This window comes from Stieleria mannarensis (assembly GCF_014154935.1).
GTDB classification, from domain to species: Bacteria; Planctomycetota; Planctomycetia; order Pirellulales; family Pirellulaceae; genus Stieleria; species Stieleria mannarensis.
On record NZ_JACEHH010000070.1, the window covers coordinates 1 to 22,395 of the forward strand.

The 22,395-nt window shown below is 57.2% G+C and carries 16 protein-coding genes and 1 tRNA gene; 5 read left to right on the forward strand and 12 right to left on the reverse strand.

Annotated features, from left to right (window positions below; genetic code table 11):
- Nucleotides 1-98 precede the first annotated feature (98 nt).
- From H1B37_RS29700 to pyrF, 6 genes are all read right to left on the reverse strand, one after another.
- Nucleotides 99-1,127, reverse strand: coding sequence for a DUF4272 domain-containing protein (locus H1B37_RS29700; RefSeq protein WP_182870919.1), 1,029 nt, complete (start codon nucleotides 1,125-1,127; stop codon nucleotides 99-101).
- Nucleotide 1,128: 1 nt separating this feature from the next.
- Nucleotides 1,129-3,174 (reverse strand): phenylalanine--tRNA ligase subunit beta, encoded by a 2,046-nt coding sequence (gene pheT, locus H1B37_RS29705; protein WP_182870920.1) that lies wholly within the window; start codon nucleotides 3,172-3,174, stop codon nucleotides 1,129-1,131.
- Nucleotides 3,175-3,253: 79 nt separating this feature from the next.
- Nucleotides 3,254-4,285 (reverse strand): phenylalanine--tRNA ligase subunit alpha, encoded by a 1,032-nt coding sequence (gene pheS / locus H1B37_RS29710; protein WP_182870921.1) that lies wholly within the window; start codon nucleotides 4,283-4,285, stop codon nucleotides 3,254-3,256.
- 36 nt (nucleotides 4,286-4,321) lie between these two features.
- Nucleotides 4,322-4,678 carry a 50S ribosomal protein L20 gene (gene rplT / locus H1B37_RS29715; protein WP_147870819.1) on the reverse strand — a complete coding sequence of 119 codons (357 nt, stop codon included), beginning with the start codon at nucleotides 4,676-4,678 and terminating at the stop codon, nucleotides 4,322-4,324.
- A gap of 95 nt (nucleotides 4,679-4,773) precedes the next feature.
- A complete protein-coding gene (rpmI, locus tag H1B37_RS29720) occupies nucleotides 4,774-4,980 on the reverse strand; it encodes a 50S ribosomal protein L35 (protein ID WP_095742399.1) in 207 nt (68 codons plus the stop codon).
- 154 nt (nucleotides 4,981-5,134) lie between these two features.
- On the reverse strand, nucleotides 5,135-6,034 hold the full coding sequence (pyrF, locus tag H1B37_RS29725) for an orotidine-5'-phosphate decarboxylase (protein WP_182870922.1): 900 nt from the start codon (nucleotides 6,032-6,034) through the stop codon (nucleotides 5,135-5,137).
- Nucleotides 6,035-6,384: 350 nt separating this feature from the next.
- Between pyrF and H1B37_RS29730 the strand changes: the two genes are divergently transcribed.
- Nucleotides 6,385-6,459, forward strand: a tRNA-Pro gene (locus tag H1B37_RS29730).
- Nucleotides 6,460-6,995: 536 nt separating this feature from the next.
- Here H1B37_RS29730 and H1B37_RS29735 read toward each other — a convergent pair.
- From H1B37_RS29735 to H1B37_RS29750, 4 genes are all read right to left on the reverse strand, one after another.
- Complete coding sequence (locus tag H1B37_RS29735) at nucleotides 6,996-8,003, reverse strand: TIGR03067 domain-containing protein (protein WP_182870923.1); 1,008 nt, start codon at nucleotides 8,001-8,003, stop codon at nucleotides 6,996-6,998.
- A gap of 64 nt (nucleotides 8,004-8,067) precedes the next feature.
- Nucleotides 8,068-8,253 (reverse strand): hypothetical protein, encoded by a 186-nt coding sequence (locus H1B37_RS29740; protein ID WP_182870924.1) that lies wholly within the window; start codon nucleotides 8,251-8,253, stop codon nucleotides 8,068-8,070.
- Nucleotides 8,250-12,920 (reverse strand): M56 family metallopeptidase, encoded by a 4,671-nt coding sequence (locus H1B37_RS29745; protein ID WP_182870925.1) that lies wholly within the window; start codon nucleotides 12,918-12,920, stop codon nucleotides 8,250-8,252. The genes H1B37_RS29740 and H1B37_RS29745 overlap by 4 nt, the downstream gene beginning before the upstream one ends.
- On the reverse strand, nucleotides 12,917-13,318 hold the full coding sequence (locus H1B37_RS29750) for a BlaI/MecI/CopY family transcriptional regulator (RefSeq protein ID WP_182870926.1): 402 nt from the start codon (nucleotides 13,316-13,318) through the stop codon (nucleotides 12,917-12,919). The genes H1B37_RS29745 and H1B37_RS29750 overlap by 4 nt, the downstream gene beginning before the upstream one ends.
- Nucleotides 13,319-13,887: 569 nt before the next feature.
- On the opposite strand from H1B37_RS29750, the gene H1B37_RS29755 reads away from it, so the two are divergent.
- Nucleotides 13,888-14,760 carry a glycerophosphodiester phosphodiesterase family protein gene (locus H1B37_RS29755; protein ID WP_182870927.1) on the forward strand — a complete coding sequence of 291 codons (873 nt, stop codon included), beginning with the start codon at nucleotides 13,888-13,890 and terminating at the stop codon, nucleotides 14,758-14,760.
- 156 nt (nucleotides 14,761-14,916) lie between these two features.
- On the opposite strand, the gene H1B37_RS29760 is transcribed toward H1B37_RS29755, so the two are convergent.
- Entirely contained in the window at nucleotides 14,917-15,975 is a 1,059-nt protein-coding gene (locus tag H1B37_RS29760) for a PA0069 family radical SAM protein (RefSeq protein WP_182870928.1), read from the reverse strand.
- A gap of 338 nt (nucleotides 15,976-16,313) precedes the next feature.
- Here H1B37_RS29760 and H1B37_RS29765 point away from each other — a divergent pair, with 338 nt between their 5' ends.
- Both H1B37_RS29765 and H1B37_RS29770 read left to right on the forward strand, forming a co-directional pair.
- Nucleotides 16,314-17,993, forward strand: a complete 1,680-nt coding sequence (locus H1B37_RS29765) for a DUF1559 domain-containing protein (protein ID WP_182870929.1) — start codon at nucleotides 16,314-16,316, stop codon at nucleotides 17,991-17,993.
- Nucleotides 17,994-18,066: 73 nt separating this feature from the next.
- Nucleotides 18,067-19,467 carry a DUF1559 family PulG-like putative transporter gene (locus tag H1B37_RS29770; protein WP_182870930.1) on the forward strand — a complete coding sequence of 467 codons (1,401 nt, stop codon included), beginning with the start codon at nucleotides 18,067-18,069 and terminating at the stop codon, nucleotides 19,465-19,467.
- 561 nt (nucleotides 19,468-20,028) lie between these two features.
- Here H1B37_RS29770 and H1B37_RS29775 read toward each other — a convergent pair.
- Complete coding sequence (locus H1B37_RS29775) at nucleotides 20,029-20,703, reverse strand: peroxiredoxin-like family protein (RefSeq protein WP_182870931.1); 675 nt, start codon at nucleotides 20,701-20,703, stop codon at nucleotides 20,029-20,031.
- A 334-nt stretch (nucleotides 20,704-21,037) separates the two neighbouring features.
- On the opposite strand from H1B37_RS29775, the gene H1B37_RS29780 reads away from it, so the two are divergent.
- Nucleotides 21,038-22,255: an alginate lyase family protein gene (locus H1B37_RS29780; RefSeq protein ID WP_182870932.1), complete on the forward strand. Its 1,218-nt coding sequence runs from the start codon at nucleotides 21,038-21,040 to the stop codon at nucleotides 22,253-22,255.
- Nucleotides 22,256-22,395 lie beyond the last annotated feature (140 nt).

A 22,395-nucleotide genomic window follows, 5' to 3' on the forward strand; every position in this document is an offset into this window, starting at 1 on the left:
GCGTGTGTCCTCTGGCAGCTTCGCTGCCAGCAGGGAACAGCTGAGACAGCGGTTCTACACTGCGATTGTAGAACCATTGTCCCAAATGTTCCCGCCGCCTAACTCGGAATATCCACCTCATCCCACTCCGCGTTCTCAAAACAGGTCAACCAATTCAACGCGTGTTGCCGCTCGGCGATCACGCCGCCTTCGAGACCTGCCGGCGGATCCGTCTGCCGGGTCGCCGCATCACGGGCCGCCCACAGCAATCGAAAATTCATATCCAGAGCATCCAAGATTTCGCCGGTCGGTCGAAGCGCCGCCGACTCGATCATCTGACGCGCCGGCATCGCGATCATTTGACGCGCAACTTCGGGGACATCGCAAATTGCATCGGGAAAGGGCAGCGAGGGTTGCATCCCCAACGTCCATTGCAACAACGCAAGCGCCTCGTAACGCCAGCCGGCCGCCGAAACATCCGCTTCGGACGGCGAGTCGTTCTCTAAGAACGCGGTCTCCCATGGCGTCAGTGCTTGGAATGCCAACGGCGATTTCTCACGCAACGCTGCGACCGGAATCGGCTTCCCGCTCGACAATGATTCGGCCCGGACCGCCACGACGAACAGTGCGAGCATTCGCCAAACCACTTCGTCGGACGAGCGCATTGTGACTTCGAACTCGCTGACCACCGGCGGCAACGCCTCCGGCGTGTCGATCAATCGGTTCCTCAGCTCAATTTCCGACTGGGATTTTCGCTGTCGCGCATCGGGCAGAAACGGCAACTGGGCGTTCGGGTCGGGTTGCTCCGCCGCCGGGTCGTAAAGGACGGCGCCGTTGGGGTCGCGGATGCTGCGATCGGGCAGAAACAGGATCGCGTTGGATTGCCACGCCCAGGGAGCGATCGCTTCGATGTGCTCGCCATCGACTTTCATCGCGACAAGCATGTTGGTCCGTTGCAAGTGTCGACAAACCGCATACAGGGCCTGACTGATCGGACCCTGCTGAGATTCGAACAGGTCTTGGACCAGCCCCATCAAATGTTCGACGAATCCCGGCGTCGACTCATTGCGAACGAACACCGGTTCGTGGGGAAACTGCGGTTCGGGCGGATCACGGTGCGTGCAATACGCAAAGATTTCAATGGGCATATCAACCCAACAACTCGGCGTCGAGCTTTTTCTTGCAGGCACCGATGACACTTTGAACCAACGCGTCGGCATCATCACCACTCAGCGTCGTCTGGTCACTCTGCAACTGCATCGACAACAACACGCGTTTGCGATCCTTGCCGTCCTTTTTGGGGTCGCGATACGTCTCACGATAGGTGACCGATTTCAATTGGTCACCGACGGCGGATCGAACCACGTTTTCCAATTCGTTCCAACGCACCGATTCGGACATCACGAAATTCAAGTCGCGTTCGACCGAAGGGAACATGCTGACGATCTGCTGCTGCGGCACCAATTCGGCGTCGGCCAACAACGCGGCGATCGACAATTCGGCGACCACGACGTTGCCCGACAGTTTCCATTGTTTCAAGGTCTTCGGCGCGACGACACCGAGGTAGCCCAGCGACGTCTCACCGAGCGACAACTGGACCAACTGGCCAGCGACAAAGCCGGGCGAATCGACCGGGGCGACCGAAAGGGATTGTCGCGTGCCCAGTCGATCGCACAACGATTCGATGATTCCCTTGGCCGCAAAAAAATCTCCGCCACAAACCAGCGAGACCGCGTACAGTTCTTCCGGCAAGTCGTCTTCGGTTTCACCGGGCAGGTACAGGTGCGCGATTTCGAACAGGTCCGCTTCGACCGACGCCGACGCCCAGTTGTTGGCGCGTGCTTCGATCAAGCTCGGCAACAACGTCCGGCGAAGACGTTTGGCGCCCTTCAGCATCGCCGTTTGCGTGCTCAACGCCGGTCGCTCGGTCCACGGCGAAAGCGACGTATCAAGCTTTTTCGTTACCACGCTGGGCGTCATCGCTTCGCTCAATCCCGCGGCGGTCAACACGCCGCGGATCTTTTCCGTCGCCGAATCAAACGTCCGCTTGCTGCTCGGTGCGACCGGGATCGGACTGTCCTCGGGGATTTTGTCGTAGCCGTGAATCCGAGCCACCTCCTCGATCAGATCGGCTTCGCGGGTCAGGTCATGCCGCCACGACGGGGCGTTGTAGGAACCGGATCCGGAGGAGATCTTGGCATCACTATCGCAACCGAGCGACGTCAGGATCCGATCGACTTCGTCAGCCCCGATCGTGATCCCAAGGATCCGTTCCAGTTGCGACAGTCGCAATACGATCGGCTCTCGCGGATCGATTTCCGGTGCGGTATCGATGATTCCTTTGGCAACAGTTCCGCCAGCCGACTCGACGATCAACTGGCAAACGCGCCGGCTGGCCCATTCCACACCGACCGGGTCGACGCGGCGTTCGAAACGGAACGACGAGGGGCTGTGCAGTTTCAACTTGCGTGCCGTCCGGCGGACCGACAACGGCGTGAACACGGCCGCTTCGATCACGATGTCCTTCGTCGACTCGGTCACTTCCGAATCCGCGCCGCCCATCACCCCGGCGACGGCGGAGGCCGATTGGGCATCGGCGATCACACACATCGACGGATCCAGTTCGTATTGGCGGTGATCGATCGCGGTGATGACTTCTTTCTCGCCTGCCGGACGCACGACGATCTTTTGGTCCGCGATTTTTGCGTGGTCGAACGCGTGCAGCGGCTGGCCGCATTCCATCAGCACATAATTGGTCGCGTCGACGACGTTGTTGACCACGCCGATCCCGACACTGGTCAGGGCATCCTGCATCCATTGCGGGCTGGGGCCGACCTTGACGCCTTGGATCACACGCGCGGTGTAGCGCGGACAGGCTTCGGTGAATTCATTCACCACGCTCAACAGCGACGTGACGTCGGTCTTGGATTCTTCCAGCGTCGGCGATGGCACGCGCAATTCTGTGTCGTACAACACCGCGATCTCTCGCGCCACCCCGATGTGGCCCAAGCAATCGCCGCGGTTGCTGGTCACTTCCAGGTCGATGCAAACATCGTCGGCCGCCAATGCCGGATTCTCGCTGGGCGTCTCCGTCCCTTCGTGATTCAATCCGCTCAGACTGAGCCGGGTCTCCAACTCTTCACGGTCGGTCGGCAAGTCGACGTAGCGGGAGAGCCATTTCCAAGAAACAAGCATGGTCTGGTTTGGGGTTCCAGGATTTCACGTTCCAAGCCCGTCAGGAATCGCAACTTCAAACCTGGAACTTGGAACTGAGTTAAAACTGTGACAGAAAACGCATGTCGCCGCTGTACAGATCACGGATGTCCTTGATGCCGTGGCGACGCATGCACAAGCGTTCGACGCCCAGGCCGAACGCAAACCCCGAGACTTCTTCGGGATCGTAGCCGACCGCGCGGAACACGTTGGGATCGACCATTCCCGCGCCCCCGAACTCGATCCAATTCCCGTCCCACAAAAAGTCGACTTCGACGCTGGGCTCGGTGAACGGAAAGAACGATGGTCGAAAACGAATCTCGACGTCACCGCCCAGGTAGTTGGTCGCAAACACTCGCAACACGGTTTTCAAATTCGCCATCGTCACGTGCGTGTCGACCAGCAACCCTTCCATCTGATGGAACATCGGAAAGTGGGTCGCGTCGGGATCGTCGGGACGATAGACGCGGCCGAGCGAGATGACGCGGACCGGTGGCTTGCGATTAGCCATCACACGGATCTGAACCGTGCTGGTTTGGCTGCGCAGCAACCGTGTGCCTTCGACGTTCTGCTTTTCCGTCCCCGTGGCTGCGGTTGCCAGATAGAAGTTATCCAGCGGGTCGCGGGCCGGGTGATCTTCGGGAATGTTCAGCGCGACGAAGTTATGGTGCGGGTCTTCGACCTCGGGCCCCTCGGCCGCTTCGAACCCCATCCGCCCCATGATCTCGGTCAGGTGGGTGATCGTTTGCGTGATCGGATGGATGTGCCCGATCTTCGGCCGCACACCGGGCAGCGTCGGATCGAAGGTCGGGTCGGCCCCGCTGTCGCCGCCACCGGACAGTCGCGACTGGGCCTCGGCGACCGCTTTTTCGATCGCCTGTTTGACTTCGTTGAGCCGCATGCCGGCGGACTTTCGGTCGCCCGCCGCCACACTGCCCATTTGCTTTTGAATGTCTTTCAGTGCGCCTTTCTTTTGGCCCACGTACTTGACCCGCGCAGCCTCGAACGCCTCCGGATCGGAGGCGGAATCAAGGGTTGCAATCGCCTCGCTTTGCAAAGCATCGAGGGCGGAGAGAAAATTCTGCAGCGACATAACTGGAACGCTTGGCGAAAACCGCGGCGGAGAAGCCTAGGCGGCCAACGCTTCTTTGACCTTGTCGACGACGGCCTTGAAACCGGCTTCGTCGTGGATGGCCATTTCAGACAGCGTCTTACGGTCCAGTTCGATCCCGGCTTTCTTCAGCCCGTGAATGAACTCGCTGTATCGCAGACCGTGCATGCGGGTCGCGGCGTTTAGACGCGTGATCCACAAGCGACGGAAATCGCGTTTTCGCACGCGGCGGTCGCGAAAGGCGTATGCGCCGCTGCGGAGCAGGGTTTCCTTGACCGATCGGGTCAACCGGCCGCGTCCGCCGACGTAGCCTTTGGCGCGTTTGAACAGACGTTTCTTGGATTGCCGACGGGCGGCACCTTTGGTCGCACGCATGGGTGCATTCCTTGTCAGGTTGTTTTGAATCAGGCCCCGACGTCAAACAAACTTGCGTCGATGTTTCGCCTATCCAAATGGGTGAAATTCGATCGTTAGTTGCTGTAACCGTTCAGCGAGGCCTGGATGGATTTTTCCATGCAGGTGTCCACCGCGGTCGTGCCGCGCAGGTTTCGCCGACGTTTCTTGGTCAAACCGTTTGCCAAGTGGCTGGTGCCACTTTGGCGGTGCATCGCCTTGCCCGTGGCGGACAAGCGAAAGCGTTTTTTGATACCCTTATGGGTCTTCATCTTGTTGCCCATGATTCCATCATCTGCTGGGGGTCATTGATTTTTTCCCGTCGGAGTCGGTCGACGGAGAACCGCGAAAGGTAGCAACTGGCGTCCGAGTCCGGAAGAGGGTTCGAGCGGCCAAAACGGCAAAATCACCTGGATTTGACGACTCCACTGGGTCTCATCAATTCACCACGTCCAATTGCGCGTTCATCTGCTCGGTCGCCGCCCGAACCGCGTCGTGCCAGCGTGCGTCCCCGAACTTATCGGCATATTCCGGGCGGGCATGAGCGAAAATGATGTGCCGGGAACTGTTGACCACCGCCCCCATCCCGCCCTCGTGAAACCCGACCTTGACGTCGTCGGCCGCTCCACCCTGGGCACCGAAACCGGGGATCAGGATCCAGCTGTGAGGCATCGCGGCCCGCAACTGAGCCAATTCCTCCGGATACGTCGCACCGACGACCGCCCCCAAGGGGCCGTATCCGTCAGCGTTTTGCCGCGTCGAATTCAACTCGGTCAGCAACTCCGCCACAGCTGCGAACACCGTTTGCCCATCGGTTTCGCGGTTCTGCAACAACCCGCCGCCGGGGTTGGAGGTTTTCACCAGGACAAAAATCCCTGCAGCGCGAGAATCGCAAACCTCCACAAACGGTTCGATGCTGTCGCGCCCCAGGTAGGGGCTCACAGTCAGCGAATCGCTGCCCCAGGGACTTTCAGCCCCCAAGTAGGCGTCCGCATAGGCGGTCGCGGTGCTGCCGATATCGTTGCGTTTGCCATCCAGGATGACCAGCAGATTCTTCGAACGGGCGTAGGCGATGACTTCGCCCAGCGAGATCATTCCGGCGGGGCCGAGTTGCTCGAAAAACGCCGCTTGAGGCTTCACGCAGGGCACCAGATCGCCGACAACATCGATGATTTCGCAGCAAAATTGGGTGTACGCCGCCGCCCATTCCTCCGGCCGATCCTGGCTGACCGCGTCGCGGATCGGTGCCGGCAGCGAGGCTTTGCGAGGGTCCAGTCCGACACAGGTGACGCTACGAGTCCGCCGAACCGCGTCGGCCAATCGAGTCGCAAAAGACATGGTGTGGGGTTGCTCCGTGGAGAATGCAGGAATCAGCCAAGAGTGTGCCCCAAAGTCGCCGCAAGCGAAACCACCGCGTCGGCAAGGGGAATGCACACCAGGAAACGACTTCACCCTCCCTGGCAGGGAGGGTCGAGCGCAGCGAGGGGAGGGTCGACTGGTGAATCTTGAGTGAATCCGAACTACAGCAACCCCAGCCCGCTCCGAGCGTACACTTCCCCGCGCCCCTCCCTGGCCGGCAAAACAAAGTCAAAAACGCCTGATCACTCAGAGGTTCAAAAACTGAACCCAAAGCCGATCGTTCCGGTCTAGAAAAGAAAATCACTCTTCGTTACCCTATCGCACCCGAGCGGGATGTGGCTCAGCCTGGTTAGAGCGCTGCACTGGGGGTGCAGAGGTCGCAAGTTCGAATCTTGTCATCCCGACTACTGTTCAAAACGGCTCGTCGCGTCGATTCGCGGCGAGCCGTTTTTCTTTCAACGGCAAGGGTTTACGCTGATTTCTTGACGTTTACTGCCAGTTCAAACCACCTTCCGAATTTGCGTCGTCTTTGACGGCCATTTCCGTAACGCGTCGAATCGAAAGCAGTTAGCGAGCTTAAATCCAATCGCCACTTACCAGAGACTTGGGCGGCAATGATCCGCGCCTACCCAAGTCGTCTACGCTGCTCGGCCCGGTGTCGGCGGGGATCGCCGAGAACCCCACCCTGATGGCCGGGGGGGGCATTGGCAGCAGCGCGGTGAGGGGCGATACCGGGCCGCTGCTCGCCATGATCGGCGCGACCGGCACTCGTGATTGAACTCGCTCTTCACGGCACGCTGAGAAACTGTTGTGGGAAAGCAAAATCTTTCCCGACAGCAGTTAAACACACGATCTGGAGATCCTTACTCAAAAAGGGAAAAGATAATTTCCCGCGTCAGTCAGTATCCATTGATTGCCGGGGGCAGCCTATCGGCGACCTTCACTGGCATTCGACTGGTTCAACCTGCCGATCCGCCAGCAGACGAGCGATGCGGAGCTTGTGCCGAGCAATATCGGATCGATTTGCGACTCCATGGGAAGACAGCGATTGCAGTCGCTGCAGGTGTTGTTGTTCGATCTCGAAGGCTCGACGCAATACTTCGTCAGCTTTCGCTTGATCTTTTTCGTGAAGCGCATGCTGCTGTTGCACGCTGAGCAACCGCAACTCACCCTCGCGTAGCTTTTCGCCGCCGACGTAGCCTTGGGAAGTCAGTTCTTTCAATCGTTTGAATCGCGCCTGTTCAAGCTTAATTTCATCTTGCAGGAGCATGGTGATCCCCGCTTCATCTCCCTGAAGCCGAAGCAGAATAAGCCGGGCATCGAACAATTCGGATCGAAGCTCGTCGATTCGCGTCTTTGAGACCTGCCCCGCTTTCGCGCCTGCTTCCATACTTAACCTTTCAGCTTCAAGTGCGGCAACGGCCTGATTGGCAAATTGCAGTGCCTTGGCACCTTCGTCTGCGATCGGCTTCTCGGCAACAGCCGTGGTTGCGGTATCGCGAGCCAAGACAAGGAATGTCAGACGAGATCCTTCAGGGGCGTTAAACTCCTTCGGAGGATCAACAGAGGAGTCGGCTGGCATGCAGAGAATCAACTCATTGCCATCGATCTTATAGATGCATCGAAGCTTCGACCCCTTCGGCGCTTTGCCGCGAGTCTCAATCGTGACAATTTGCATCGATTTCGGATCCGTAGCTGGATCGAGCGTAAACTGATAGGTGTGATCAGGGCTGCCACCACCAGACATGGTCATGACGTCATCGGAGAAGGTGATCTGAAGATCGCCAACGCCCTCCTTAAGAAATCGTTGCTTTAGAGCCTTCCCACTGAAGACTCCATGCGAAAGCACCCATGTGCCTTGCAACATCGTCGTGTCTTTCGGAGCATCCTCCGCAATTGCGACGGAACATACAAACATTGAAAGTGCAACTCTAAGCAGGACATTCATTGTGGTTCCTTTTCTGTTGGTTACCCGAGTGGCAGGACAGCAAGCGCGCCGAAGCGTGAAGACGTCACTTGGAATCGTCAACACGCTTCGTCGTTCGCAATGTCATCAACCAGCCAGCAATCCCGACAATGCCGACAATACAGCCGACGACTTGAATAAATAGAGCCGTGTCGTCGTGAACAATAAATGCACCTCCGGACAACAAGGCAGCGGCTACGACAACGATGATGGCAGCACTGACGGTTTTCATTTCAGTCTCCTCGGTTTTCCTGCCTGGTTAGCAGCCGGGGGAGATCGCCGGTAGAAGACTAGTGCGGAGTCTCCTTCCAAGTCCAAGGGGCTGTCGCTACACGCGGAAGTCCACTGGATTGCGAGGGAATCAATGGAAGTTTTGTCGGCTCCGCCGTGTAGGAAGATGCGTGGATTGCCACCGGTGACGACTCCGTACCAGAGACAGAGCCCACCGTCTTTCCTGGAGATCATCAGTTCCGATTCGCCACCGCAATCGAACTTGATCGTTCCCGACACAACGGCAGCATGTCCTTTTTGCTCAAGAAATTCCCGGTACTGATTCTTGTATGTGTCCGACGTTTTGCGATAAGACTCGCCGAACTGCTTGTCGATCGCAATCGCGAAACCCGTCTGGTTCGCTTCGACCAATTTTGAATCAAGCAAATGGTGCGATGCCTCGGTTGCCTCCCACTTTCCTGCGAGTGCCTGAATGTTGTCGATCGTCGGAGTTTCGTCAACGTCGGGTTTTCCAGATTGAATTGCCTCGCGTTGCGCTGTGGGCATGCCATTGCCACAAAGCAAGCGATGTGCCGTGGACTCTTCCCACGTGACGGGGAAGGTGAGGACTTTTCCGTCCCGGTCTACGACAATCTTTGATTCTTGCCCGGGACGCTGCGTAAGCATCGCCGCGTTGTAGGCGTCGCGAGACTCGGACTTGGGCCAACGGAACGGACCAATCCCCACGATCACGTCATCGACCTGCAATCCGATCTCTCGCGCCGGTGAACCGAGGCCAGAAACTCGCAGGATTCCACGTTCGCGTTCATCGTCGGAGACGGTGGCGACGATGTTCAACCAAACGGCAGCCATGCGACGGACGTGCGATTCAGGCAGCAGTAATTGAAACTGACGAAACTGATCGTCCGTAATGACGGGACCGAAGAAGACGATTTCTGACTTTGGGCTAAAGCTCACGCAGTACTGCAACAAATCGTCAATTGCATACCCGCCCAGAAAATCGCCGGGGACGACATACCGGTGACTCGCACCACCGATCCCGCCGGGAGTCACGAGGATGCCGTGAGACTGCAAACGCTGAAGTTGCTCCGATTGTTGCAACTGTCGAAGCAACCGCTGCACTTGTTTGGCATTCTCTGCAGACATGACCTTGCCAATGCCTTTCAGATACGCCGCTAGCTCATCGCGAGGTTGGGTGAGCAGCACCCGAAATCCGAAGTCATTGATTCGTTTTTGGGGACCTTTGGTGGTGTAGGTTGCCAGTTCGATGCCGATCAGGACAACCGCCTCGAAGTCCTCGGAGTCAGTGAGTGTTTGCCATGCATCCCGCACATCATTGGGATCGGTCCGGTCGGCAATGATCGTTTGTTTTGCTCCGATCAGCTTGTATTCGATGGGCATGCCTTCCAATTTGCGACGTGCGGGAATCGTCCACGACAACTCGCGCAGGCTTTCGGGATACGAGGTCAACTTGACCAGAATCGGCAATGCTTCCTTCCACCTAAAGTGAACGCAGCCTTCACAAGCGACATCGACATGCCGATGCTTAAGAAGCATATCCAGGTACGCGGACTTTGCCGCCGGACGCAACGGTCGATGAACCAGGGCATAGTCGGCTGCTGCGCTTGTGTCTTTGTTGTCCGACTCGTGCAGCCGCATCAGCAGCTTGGTGGCAGCATTGGTACGAATGGAAGCGAGTGATCCGGTCAGCCCACGAAGTGCGGTGGGCTCCTGCGTTTGTTCGATCGCTGTTTCAATTCGTCCGAGTGCTTCATCGCCAAACCGTTCCATCAGTCGTGCGCATGAGTTGGCAGTGATGTTGCCCTCGTCTTCAACCTGCGTTCCAGCGATCAACAAGTCAATTCGATCGTCGCCTCCGGTGAGCTTGAGTTTCTCGCGGATCGTCTCCTGGCCGAAAAGCGTTCCGAGCGAGTACCAGAGGAAACCATGACCCTCGCCCATGCAAACGGCCTGTGTGTGGTAAGGGCTGGAAGCGGTTTCCCAGAGGATTTTTAATCCTAGAACCGCCAGCGACGACTGCGTAAGCCGCGAGCCGCTAGCCGCGGGTGTTGACGCATCGGACCGGCGGCTAGCGTCTTGCCCCTCACGGGGAAAGAGCACGAATTCCCAGTCCTCATGCTTGAGTTCAAACGGCCCAAGCTCATCCGGTGGCGTTTCTCTTTGTTGCGGCAGACTCGAGTATTCCTCCCACGTTCGGCGAAGCGTGATTCGGTAGCCGAGTGAATCGTCTGCCAGCACCGCTGGTTGTTTGTCGACATGATGAAGCTTCCATGTCGGTGAACCCGCAGCAGCCACGAGGCGATCTGCGAGCCTTTTGACAGCTGTATCGGGCAACATTGGGCGACCTTCTTCCGCAACTGCCATCGCTGCGCGGGCGGCCACACTCTCGCGAGCGTTGGCGAGTTCGTTTGTGAGATACTCCGCCTTTTCGGCTTCCGTCTGCAAGTTCATGCCGCCGGGCATCAAGCGTCCATCAATGGCATATCCGTTGTGATTGACCAGCCAAGCGCTCTGCACAACCATCGCGTCGGTTCGCGTCGCCAGCCACTGGTTGGCAAACTTCGTGCGACTGGCTTGATCTTCTCGCGTGCCTCCGCCGAGTGTTGCATACACAGTGGCGGCGCCCAGTGTTTCTCGACAAACCAGATCATTGCCGATGGAAAGGACCTTTCGAAACGCTTCGGCAGCCAGATCGTTGTCTGCCGCTTCACCCTGGCCAGCGTTAAAGTTGTATGCCGCCAGCGACCCGATGCGCCACCAGGCGAAGATCTGTTGCGCGCGCGTCAGATCGTCTTGCTGTAGTGCGCGATTCCAATTGGCGATCGTTCCCCGCTGGTCTGCGTGTTTAATGGACGCACGGCCGAAAGATGGATCGCTATCGTAGGCAGTTTGAAACAGTTGCTCTGTTTCGTCCGATCCTTCTTTATCAGGGCGTAGCGAGGACTCACTCTCAAATTCGTCCGCTTCACGGCTCAGCAGTTCCGGAACGCTCAGCCGTTTCAGCGTCGTGCCACCCGAAAGAAATTTCGCGCGGAATATCAGAACGCGATCCGATTTCTGCTCACCTGCCGTATCGAGTTGCATTGACGCCAGAGATTCAAACTTATCCCCGAACCACGACAATTGGGGAGCAATCTGGCGACCGCCTATTCCTCCGAGCGAAACTCCGTCACGCCGATCGATAGGATTGTCGATCGACCAGTTAAAACCATCAAACTGAAGGCCGCCGTTGTGCCGCCGGACTGCCTGCCATTCGATTCGCAGAATCGCACCGTCAATTTCGGAGATCACGCTTCCAGCACCACCTTCAGTTCGAATCGGTACTTTCCAATCGACCGCCACTTGCCAGCTTCCTGAGTAGACATTCTCGTCCGATTTTGGGCCGGGCGTCAGAACCGCCATCTGGACCTGAAGGGTACCGGTCACTGTGTCCGTATCCTCGGTCTGATCCGCCTGAACAACGCCCACAATCAGCGGCGGCACCGTCATCAGCGGAATGAGCAGCGACCCCAACAGAACGGCGCCAACGCGTGTCAATCGGAGTTGCGTTCGTTGTGTCATTGTCATCAACCTTTTTACCCGAGACTCGAATTGCGAACGGTCAGTCCCCGTCGCGGTCGCTGCGATGGCTCCGGTTGGGTCAGCAGCGACGCACAATTCAGCCATTCGCAACAAGGCTCCGGCGTAGTCCATCGGTCCATGCCCGGTTGAAACCACAAGATCGTCACAGCACACTTCGCGGTGGCGACTGATCCGCCGACTTAGATACCAAACGACCGGGTGAAAAAAGAAAAACGATTCAATGGTGCGTTGAAGCAAAGTCACCAGCAAATCATAACGTCGAATATGCGCCAGCTCATGGCTGATGATTGTGGCGAACTGATCCGGAGCAAGCCCCGTAATGATCGAAGCTGGTATCAAAACCATCGGTCGTACAACACCGACAACGGTTGGCACTGCAACTCTTTCGCATAGCGCGACCACGGGCACAATTCGCAATCCAACACGGCGTGCTTGTTCGGCCACGATGTTGAGCAGATGCGAATCATCAAGCGGCTGCGAAGTCGATCGCAATCGATGCCCGCCCCAGACCGCCAGCGTCAGCCGAATGAGAAAAACAGCGACACCAAGCAAGTAGGCTATGACAATTATCGGAGCCAGACTCGGCAGCCACGCATGTTCATTTCGAGCGACATCTGGATTTTCAACGACGATGTTATTTCCCGCGACGGTTGACGGTGAGTCTACCGCAACTTGAGACTCTTGCGGTTCGGCCGCTGTCGTGGTTTGGACCGTCGAGCTGCCCGAACGCTCAAAAACGCTGGCTGACGGTTCTGCAGGTGGACCATTGATTTGTTCCAGAGCTGACTCCGGCTCGCCCGAAAAAACTTCATTTGCAACGGCAACCGCCTGCATCGGCGCAGGGACATCCACGATGCCCATCGTCAACACAAAGCATACTGGCAAACTGGCCAGCGCGACCAAATGCAAAACGTACCGAGAACTTGTCGAGGCCTTACTCAGCAACTTATCGAGGCTTGCAACTACCAAGCCAACCAATACGCCCTGCCACAAGAAATGGGCGAGCGAAAGTGCGATGACATGCGTCCAACTTCCGGCGAACCAGTGATGCCAGAGATCGTTCATTGCTGCTTCTCCCGCATCTTCTGATTGAACACGCGGCGAAGTCGCTTCAACGACTCCGCGTCCAGATCCGTCACGTCAAACAGGTTGAGCAGAACAGCCTCGGTAGAACCATCAAACACCCGATCCACCAAGTCGCCCAGCATACTTTTCGACACGGCATCGACGGAAACTAGCGGCTCGAAGCGAAACGCCTTCCCTTCGACCGGATCAAGCTGCTTCAATTGCCCCTTGGCAACCATCTTTTGCAGCGTGGTAATCACGGACGTGTGAGCCAAGTCACGTCCCCTCGCCGCCAAGCAATCGCGGATTTCACGAGCTGTTTTCGGTGAATCGCACCACAAAACCTTGAGCATTTGCAGCTCTAGCTCGGTCGGCTGAGGTGTCGTCGATCGGGCCATTGCTGTACTCCCGGATACCGCATCAGTTTCTATTGCCGTAGAAATTGTAGCGGGCGAAGAACATCGAAGCAACTCTCTTTTCTATCCCGGCAGAAATTTGCGGCACGCTGCGGAGAAGACACGATTGAGGATGTGGAGCCTCGCTTCCCGTCGCCTTGTCCAGTGGGCGGAACTTGCTGTCCAGTATCTGGCGTCTTGCTGAAGTACTCGATCGTCGATCCGTTGGCACCAGGTGGACGAGAGTCGTGGAAACGTGCTGCCCATTTTGGTTCGCCGGCTGGGCAACGCCACTTGGTTGCAACGGACAACGCATCGTGGGAGGGTGCTATTTCCTCGACTTTGGCCTGCCCAGCGGTGCCCGTGGTAGGATTTGAGGCATCATCAAAAATCACGCCGAGCAACCTCTCTTACCAATGGGCTTTGAGCAACCAATGAGCCGTCATTCGCTAACCGTCATATATTTCTGGGCTTTGTTGTTAATCGGGCCTGCGCAAACTCTGACCGCGCAAGCTGAGACTCCCGAGGATCTTCCCGCAAAGTCGGCCGGTCCCGTTTTCTGCACGATTGATGTGGGAAGTCCCAAAGAGCTTCGCAAGCTATTTCGATACACGGGAGACCGGCTGCCGATCGTCAGCGCCCATCGAGGTGGTGCCGGGCCGGGACTTCCCGAAAACTGCATCGCCACCTTCGCGGAAACTTTGAAACACGGATACGCCATGCTGGAGATCGATCCGCGGGTGACACGCGACGGTCAGGTCGTAGTTCTGCATGATGCGACACTCGACCGAACGACGACCGGACATGGACCGATCAAGGAACAAACACTTGCCGAGTTGAAAACGTTGCGGTTGAAGGACATCAATGGTGACGTGACCGATCATCAGATCCCGACACTCAGCGAAGTGTTCGAATGGGCGAAGGGCAAGGCAATTCTGGTCATCGATGGCAAAGACGTCTCGATCGCTGATCGGGTACGGCAGATCGAGAAGCACGATGCTGAATCGTATGCCATGTTGATCGCCGGCGGGGTCAAGGCGGCGAAGGAGTGCTACGAATTGAATCCAGACATCATGATGGAGGTGTTCGTTCCCGATCGGCAGCGACTGGATGCGTTCGAGGCGTCCGGAGTGCGATGGAGCAATGTCATCGCATTCGTCGGACACGAGCCGACGAAAGATCGGGAACTACTTCGACGACTTCACCAGCGCGGTGTGTCGACCATCGCCGGCACATCACGAAATCTTGATCGAGATTTGGCCCGACAACCGGGCGTGGATGAAGACTTGGAGTCAAAGTACCGAGAATTGCTTGATCGAGGTATCGATTTGATCGAAACCGATTTGCCACGTCGAATCTGGCCGTTGCTGTATCAAGACGTCGACATTCCTGAATCAAAGCGTGTCTTTCTCAACCGACGTCCGAAACCTCAACAACAAAACTGACAAGCGAATTGACAGCAGGTCAGCAAGCAGGCATGGGCAGCCAATTGGTGCCATCGGCTATGAGATGACAGAAAAATAGCGGGCAGAAAAATGGGACCGCACGGTGGGACGGGACGGTGGAGAGTCCAACGACAGGAAAATGGGTGACAAGAAGATTTAGAAGAGCCGCAGCTGCCCGGATTTGGCGGCGGGAGGCCGAAACAGTTCACCGTTGTAAGGTGGCATTTGGCGGTCCAAGCCGTGCTTGTGACGGAAAACGCGGAACAGGTTTCGGATCTGTTCGGCGACCATCCCTTGGCCGACCATCCGCTCTCCCCAAGCCGAACTGTTTAGTTTGCCACCCCGAACCTGCTGGAGTCGGCCCAGCACTTTTTCTGCGTGGTTGGGGCGGACCCGCCGGAGCCACTCGATGAAGACCGGTTCCACCGTAAGCGGGAGCCGAAGCAGCGTGTAACCGGCCGTGATCGCTCCCGACGTTTTGGCCGCCTCAAGAAGTTGGGGAATCTCGGAATCGTTCAGACCGGGAATGATCGGAGCCGTCATCACGCCGACTGGAACCCCCGCTTCGGAGAGCATTCGGACGGCTCGTAATCGGGCAGAGGGGATGCTGGTCCGAGGCTCCATGTCACGAGAAAGTTCCGGGTCGAGACTGGTGATGGATAGATAGACATGGACAAGGCCGTCAGCGGCGAGTTGCTGGAGGATTTCAAGATCACGCACGACCAACGCATTCTTGGTAATGATGCTGATCGGCTGGCGGCATTCCAAGGCAACCTCAAGACACTTCCGAGTCAGACGAAACTCTCGCTCAGCCGGCTGGTAACAATCCGTGACTCCCGAAAAAGTGATCGGCTCGGGTTTCCAGTTCCTCTTGGACAGAAACTCACGGAACAATCGAGGCGCGTCACGCTTGACGACGATCTTGGTTTCGAAGTCCAGCCCGGCGTTGAAACCCAAGTATTCGTGCCCCGGACGCGCATAGCAATAAGAACACGAATGGACGCACCCACGATAAGGGTTCAGGCTGTACCGAAACGGAATGTCGGGAGAGGAGTTCTGCGAAACAATGCTCTGAGAAGCGTCGTCGATGTACTCGATTTTCCGATTGGTCAGCGAACGCAGATGTTCTTCGTCCCATTCCAGGTGTTCCAAGTCCGGTTCCCGATGCACCGACTCGAACCGGTTCGGCGGGTCAATGTTGGCCCCGTGACGCATAACGATTTCCCAATCCGCGACCAATCTCTGTCAGTTCCAAGACCAGATTTTACCGTTGGGGGCCTGGGCGCGGCTAGGTTCGTGCCTGACACCCATTCGAAGCGCGATACAGGCAGATCTGATCTGATGGAGACCGCGGGGAGCGAAGGAAGGCAGCATGATTCGGGGCAGAATGCCCATTCAGATCGCATCCTGCCTCCATCATTCTGCCATCCTTTCCCAAGATTGCGGGATGCGTGCTTTGACGATGCCGGTCTGGATGCCGCCCCATGAGAGTCGTTGCAGTGTGTACACTGGTGCCCAAATGGGGGCAGTCGCATAGCCTAGGGGGACGATCCGTGAATCGAAGTTGGAATTTCATCGACGCAAGCGCCGTGTTCGTGATTTGTGTGATGACGCTGTCGCTGTTGTCGATCGGAGTCGTCCGCCAGCGTGGTACGTCGCGGCAGAGCAGCTGTGAAAACAATCTCATCCAAATCGGTGTCGCGTTTCACAATTATCACTCCGCCTACAAGCAATTGCCCTTCGGTTCCGGTGGAACCGATGCCGGAGGTATCGATCAACCGAAACGCGGCAACGCCGGCCGGCTGAGTGCATTCGTCGCGGCGACTCCATTCATGGAGGAGCAGAAACTATGGGAAATGATCTCGAATCCTCAACGGAATGGTTCCAACGAGTTTCCTGCGATGGGCCCCGTTCCTTGGTTCGACGAACAGCTCTACACGCCGTGGTCTTTGCGTCCGAAGCGATTGGTCTGTCCGGACGATCCTCACGCAAAGACCTTTGCACTCGCTTCCAGCTATGTGATGAATTATGGCGACGGAGTCGAAAAAGTGTTTTTCGGCCGCGGCGATTGGCCGAACCCCGGTGACACTCGTTCGGCAATGCTTGCCAGAGCAACGCAACGCGGGATTTTCGGAAAACAAAAGGAATACAAGTTTCGAGATGTGCTTGATGGGCTTTCCAACACATTGATGCTTGCCGAGTCAAGAGTCGCAGGGCCGCGTGTGGCAAAGAATGTTCCCGGATTGCCGCTGGATCCTTCATTGGTCATCAAGGCTCAGGGGGGCAAACAGTTCTGGCCGGTCGGGCGTGAAGTACGGTGGTGTGACGGACTGTTGCGTTCAACTGGGTTTCAAACCATCTTGCCGCCGGGTTCTCCGTCGGCGACTTCCGACCAGGGTGACCAGACCGCGGTGATGTCGGCTTCCAGCTACCACGGACGCGGCACCCATGTGCTGTTTTGCGATGGCGCGGTGCGATTCGTGACCCACACAATCGACGCGGGCGACCCGAGCAACCCGAGCGTCGGTCTCAGCGAAAACCAGCCGGGCAGGTCGTTGACTCCGCCGGGATCCAAGAGTCCTTACGGCCTGTGGGGCGCGTTGGGAACGCGGGCGAACAAAGAAGTGGTGACGATTGACACCAGGAAACGCGGCAGCGGCATCACCGAACCTCGTCGCCAGATTCCGGCAGAACAGCTCGAAGCAATTCGAAAGAAACCCATCCGAACATGGACTGCCGCCGGAGGCAGGAGCAAAATGAACGGTTGGCTCGTTTCCTGCACAAAAGAAGGCAACGTCGTTCTGGTCAATGAGAAGGGAGACGAAAAGTACGTGACGCTTTCTGACCTGAGCGGCGAGGATGCCTATTGGATTGTGCAGTCCTTGGTCGCGGAGAAGGTGCAGGCCCGCGATCAACTGTTGGACCAGATGCGTGACGCTGTCGCCCTGCTGGAAAAAAAAGAGTTCGGCGCGTTCCTCACACGATTTGTCGACGCGTCGCAAATGAGTGTTCAAGAAGTGCGTTTCGTCAGTGAATTCGTCTTTCGGAAACGAGGCGTGTTGATTCAAGGATTTGATGACGCGATCGGGATTGCCCAGAGTGGTCAGGTCAACATCGAGGTCATCGACAATCGCATGCTGGCGAATTTTGACGACAACGATCGAAATCTGAGAGGCAATTTGGTCATGCATTTCTCCAACGATCGCTGGTATTGGTTGCCACCGCCACGCTAGGCATTTGGATTCGAAAAGTGTCGGTCATCTTTAACATTGGTTTGTCGTGTCGTCTGCTAACTTCGGAAACTCCATGAAAAACGGTTCCACCCGCCTTGCCGATGTTCTGGCCGTCATCGTCTGCGTGGCCGTGTCTGCGTCGCTCGTTCCGCGAACGGTTCTCAAGCAGCGCGTGCAAGCTCGTTCGTCTGCCTGTTCCAGCAACCTCAAAGCGATCGGGCTCGCGTTTCACAACTACCATGCCGCTTTCAAACAACTGCCCGCCGGTACCGGTGGGACGACAGGAAACGACGACCCGGCCAAAAGCAACCAGGGCTTGTTAGGACCACTGGTCGGCGTCCTTCCGTTTTGTGAGCAGCAGCAGCTTTGGGAGCAAATCTCCAATCCTTACGAAAACAATCCGGCTGGAGTCGTCTTTCCACCGATGGGACCGATTCCATTGTTCGATCCCGCGGAATACGCACCCTGGGGGCGCAGCCCCGAGGTTTTTCGATGTCCCGAAGCACACCCCAAAGCTCATGTCGAATCAACCAGAGTGATCCGTTCGCTGAAGCTTCCGATCAGCGCGCTGGGTGTGACGTCCAGCTATGTCGCCTGTTTCGGGGATGGAACGTTCATGCAAGGCAAGGTGATTCAGGATCGGCCCACGACCTACGACACGAGGAACCGGCGAGCCGCAAACCGCGGTGCGTTTATGACCAGCCAGTCAATGAAGTTCCGTGACTTTCTTGACGGTTTGTCGAACACAATTTTCTATTCCGAAGTCGTGTCGAGTCAAAAGCGGAATCCCGGGGTGAGCGAGATCATCCGCGATGTGAGTGGTCTGAGCAAAGATCCGGCACGTTGCCTGCGTGCGGCAGAGGCGGACGGCAAGCAGTTCTGGGATTTTGGACGCGGCAGCGGCTGGGCCGACGGTCGGCCGATTTACACCGGGTTCCAAACCGTCCTTCCGCCGAATTCGCCCTCATGCACCTCGGAACACGGGATGGATGAACCGATTGTGTCCGCGTCCAGTTTGCATGGTGGCGCCGTTCACGTTTTGATGGCCGACGGAGCGGTCGCCTACATCACCGAGACGATTGATGCGGGAGACTCATCCAAGGCCGGCGTGGGCATCAGCGCTGACTACACGACGCCCGGAATGCGGAGTCCGTATGGTTTGTGGGGCGCACTCGGGACGAGGGCATGCTCGGAGACGATCAATGAGCACCTTCCGCAACCGCCCCCAGGGCCCGTTGTGTCTTCAAGGACTGGTTCGTTCAGTCGACCATCGGTAAAGACGTCGGTGTGGACCGACAAATCGAGCGGGACACGACTGACGGCAGAATTCATCGAAATCAAAGATCAGAAAACGATTCGCCTGAAACACACTTCCGGGACGATCCACGAAGTGCCACTGCACACACTGATTCCGTCGGATGTCTATCGAGCGATCGAATTGGATGTCATGAGCAAAACACCACAAGGCAACTGATTTCCGATTTGGAGCCACTCAACAATCTCTGGTCAGCGAGGGGCAATGTGAATGGAAGCAACGTCGTAGATGGTAGCTCGGTTTGTGAGCAGCCACATTCAGGCAATTCGACAATGTGGTGATCAGTGAGATGGAGGTGGATCTCCGTGGTCGTGAGTCGAACAAGAGAGCTCCCTTCCCCATCTTTATTCAATCGTATTCCCCTCAACTGCCCAGCTGACCCCGGCACCCTCTGCCCGCAGCGCGGTCACCGGAGACCAATTGAGGACAACGGGTCTACACTGATGGCCATTCATCTGCCCCAGCGGCAAGGAAGGTTCACCCCATCATGACGGCCATTCGACCCCCGTCCCCTTTGTTGCATTCATGAGAATCGGATCCGAATTGGTGCCACCCACCAAGTCGTCAGGGCAGCGATAGGCACCGTGGATGCTAGCAAACTCGCGGATGGGGACGCGATTTATGGGTGGCACCATTCTGGTGATGCTGTTCTCCCCACCGCCCGGTCCCATTTTTTTGCCCCTCATTTTTCTGTCATTCTCTCCGGACAGGTAATGCTTCCTATCGCAGCTGCTTCACTGCGGCGACCACTTCGGCGGGCTCGGCTCGTTTCTTGTAGTCCGCGTCGAGGAATGCGTAGGTGATCTTGCCGTCGGTGTTGATGACGTAGGTGGCAGCCAAGGGGAGTTCCATCGCGTCGTTGCCATTGCGTTTGGCAAGTTCCAGCTTGTCTCGGTAGACCGGCAGGATGGCATCGGGCAACTGGAACACGATGCCGAACTTTTTGGCCAATTGATTGTTGGCATCATGCAAGACCAGCATATCCAGATCATTGGACTCGGCGGTCTGTTTGGCATTTTCCGGAAGCTCCGGCGTCAGCACCACCAGTTTTGCCCCCGCCCCCTCGATGGCGCTTAATTGTTTTTGCATCGCTCGTAGTTGCAGGTTGCAGTAGGGGCACCATCCCCCGCGATACCACATCAATATGACAGGGTTCTTTGCCCACACTTCACTGAGCGTGACCGGCTGTTCGCCCCATCCTTTCAGGGTCGCATCGGCAGCCTTGTCACCGACCTGTTTGGCCAATTGTTCGATGCCGGTGGCGCGAACATTTTCGATCCCGGTTTGGAAGGTTTGCAGGACTTCGGCTGAATAGCGTTTGGAGGCGTTGACTGCGGTTTCCTGAAGTTGGGCAGCGAGTGTAGACGGATCGTCAGCGGTGACATTGGTGACCATGGCGGTTGATCCCGTGACGGTGCAAAGCAGAGCGGCACAAAGCGAAGAGCGGAAGTTCATGAGTTTGGAAACCTGAAAGGTAACAAGAGCAATGGTTGTTCATTGACAACCGTCTAATGACTGCGGGGCGGCGAGATCCGCCATGGCGCCACGATTTGGTCGAGCACGGCATTATCGGCCCCCCGCTCCTGGATTAGACTGTGACGACAGTCCACAACAAAACGACACGCGGAGACAAGTCACCAAGGCGACGAGCCGCTCGGCCGAACGTCGAGAGTTGTCGTTCCAGTGAAAATCTGTCCCCCCGCCACAACCGCTCCCCAGCCCCGCCTCAATGAATCGTCTACCCGCCTTGGTCGCCTGTTTCACTTTCATCGCCTACTCCACCTGCCTGGGATTCACCGCGGCGCGAGCGGAGTTCAATCATCCAGGAATCAGCCATACGCAGCCCAGTCTTGAATTCGTGCGAGCCAAGATCGCGGGCGGTGAGCAGCCGTGGACGACAGCGTTTGAGCGTGTCCAGTCGTCTCGTTATGCAGACCTGGACTGGCAACCACGGCCTCGGGCCCACGTCGAGCGCGGGCCGTCTAACAATCCCAATATCGGCTCGTCAGATTTTAGTGCCGATGCGAGTGCAGCGTACCATCACGCCGTCCTCTGGGCACTGACGGAAAAAAAAGCACACGCCGAGAAAGCGGCCGAGATCTTGAATGCCTGGACAAGCACGCTGAAGAGTATCTCGAATCACGACGCGAGATTGCTGGTGGGCATGGAAGGCTATGAGTACTGCAACGCCGCGGAATTGCTCAAACACACCTGGGGCGGCTGGCCAAAGTCGGAACAAAACACGTTTGAGAAGATGCTGCGCGAGGTCTTCTACCCGGTCATCAAGGACTTCTACCCTTCGGCCAACGGCAACTGGGACGCCTCGATGCTGCAAACGATGTTGGCGATGGGAGTCTACCTGGATGATCGATCCATGTTTGACCGCGGAGTCGATTACTACATCAACGGCAAGGGTAACGGTGCGATCGGCAACTACTTCAAACCGTCGGGCCAGTGTCAGGAAAGCGGTCGCGACCAAGCACACACGCAAATGGGACTGGACTATCTGGCCTGCACCGCGGAGATCGCATGGAACCAGGGCGTCGACCTGTACGGCGCACTGGACAATCGGCTGTTGAAAGGATTCGAGTACACGGCCAAATACAACCTGGGTTTCGACGTCCCCTATGAACCCTACCGCAGCTTTGAAGGACGTTATCACTACAAATCGATCTCGAACCAGAGCCGTGGGCGATTGCGCCCGATGTATGAAAAGGTTCTCAATCACTACGAAGGTCGAAAGGGATTGGAGGCACCGTTCACTCGCCAAGCCGCGATGAGGCTGCGTGAGAGTTCTGCTCCCGGCGAGGCTCAACGCGAAAACGATCGCACGCGAGCTGAGCGTGACGGACGAGGACGTGACCGACGCAATCGAAACGGGCGGCGATCCTCTCGTCGCGATTCCTCCGCCATGGGAACGCTGATGTTCTCCGGGCAATCCGCCTGAGAATGTTTTGACGACGGCCTTTGCCAGAATGATCACGGTCGGGGGCGACTACACACCCCGCTATTTGAACAACCGTGTCGTCAGCCGCTCGTTTCAACTGGCGCTCGGTGTCGTCTTCTCTAGTCCTTTTCGCCCGCAAA

Excerpts from the sequence above, each read along its gene's own strand:
- H1B37_RS29700 (WP_182870919.1), bottom strand. The coding sequence starts at position 1,127 with ATGCCCATTGAAATCTTTGCGTATTGCACGCACCGTGATCCGCCCGAA.
- pheT (WP_182870920.1), bottom strand. The coding sequence starts at position 3,174 with ATGCTTGTTTCTTGGAAATGGCTCTCCCGCTACGTCGACTTGCCGACC.
- pheS (WP_182870921.1), bottom strand. The coding sequence starts at position 4,285 with ATGTCGCTGCAGAATTTTCTCTCCGCCCTCGATGCTTTGCAAAGCGAG.
- rplT (WP_147870819.1), bottom strand. The coding sequence starts at position 4,678 with ATGCGTGCGACCAAAGGTGCCGCCCGTCGGCAATCCAAGAAACGTCTG.
- rpmI (WP_095742399.1), bottom strand. The coding sequence starts at position 4,980 with ATGGGCAACAAGATGAAGACCCATAAGGGTATCAAAAAACGCTTTCGC.
- pyrF (WP_182870922.1), bottom strand. The coding sequence starts at position 6,034 with ATGTCTTTTGCGACTCGATTGGCCGACGCGGTTCGGCGGACTCGTAGC.
- H1B37_RS29735 (WP_182870923.1), bottom strand. The coding sequence starts at position 8,003 with ATGAATGTCCTGCTTAGAGTTGCACTTTCAATGTTTGTATGTTCCGTC.
- H1B37_RS29740 (WP_182870924.1), bottom strand. The coding sequence starts at position 8,253 with ATGAAAACCGTCAGTGCTGCCATCATCGTTGTCGTAGCCGCTGCCTTG.
- H1B37_RS29745 (WP_182870925.1), bottom strand. The coding sequence starts at position 12,920 with ATGAACGATCTCTGGCATCACTGGTTCGCCGGAAGTTGGACGCATGTC.
- H1B37_RS29750 (WP_182870926.1), bottom strand. The coding sequence starts at position 13,318 with ATGGCCCGATCGACGACACCTCAGCCGACCGAGCTAGAGCTGCAAATG.
- H1B37_RS29760 (WP_182870928.1), bottom strand. The coding sequence starts at position 15,975 with ATGCGTCACGGGGCCAACATTGACCCGCCGAACCGGTTCGAGTCGGTG.
- H1B37_RS29770 (WP_182870930.1), top strand. The coding sequence starts at position 18,067 with ATGAAAAACGGTTCCACCCGCCTTGCCGATGTTCTGGCCGTCATCGTC.
- H1B37_RS29775 (WP_182870931.1), bottom strand. The coding sequence starts at position 20,703 with ATGGTCACCAATGTCACCGCTGACGATCCGTCTACACTCGCTGCCCAA.
- H1B37_RS29780 (WP_182870932.1), top strand. The coding sequence starts at position 21,038 with ATGAATCGTCTACCCGCCTTGGTCGCCTGTTTCACTTTCATCGCCTAC.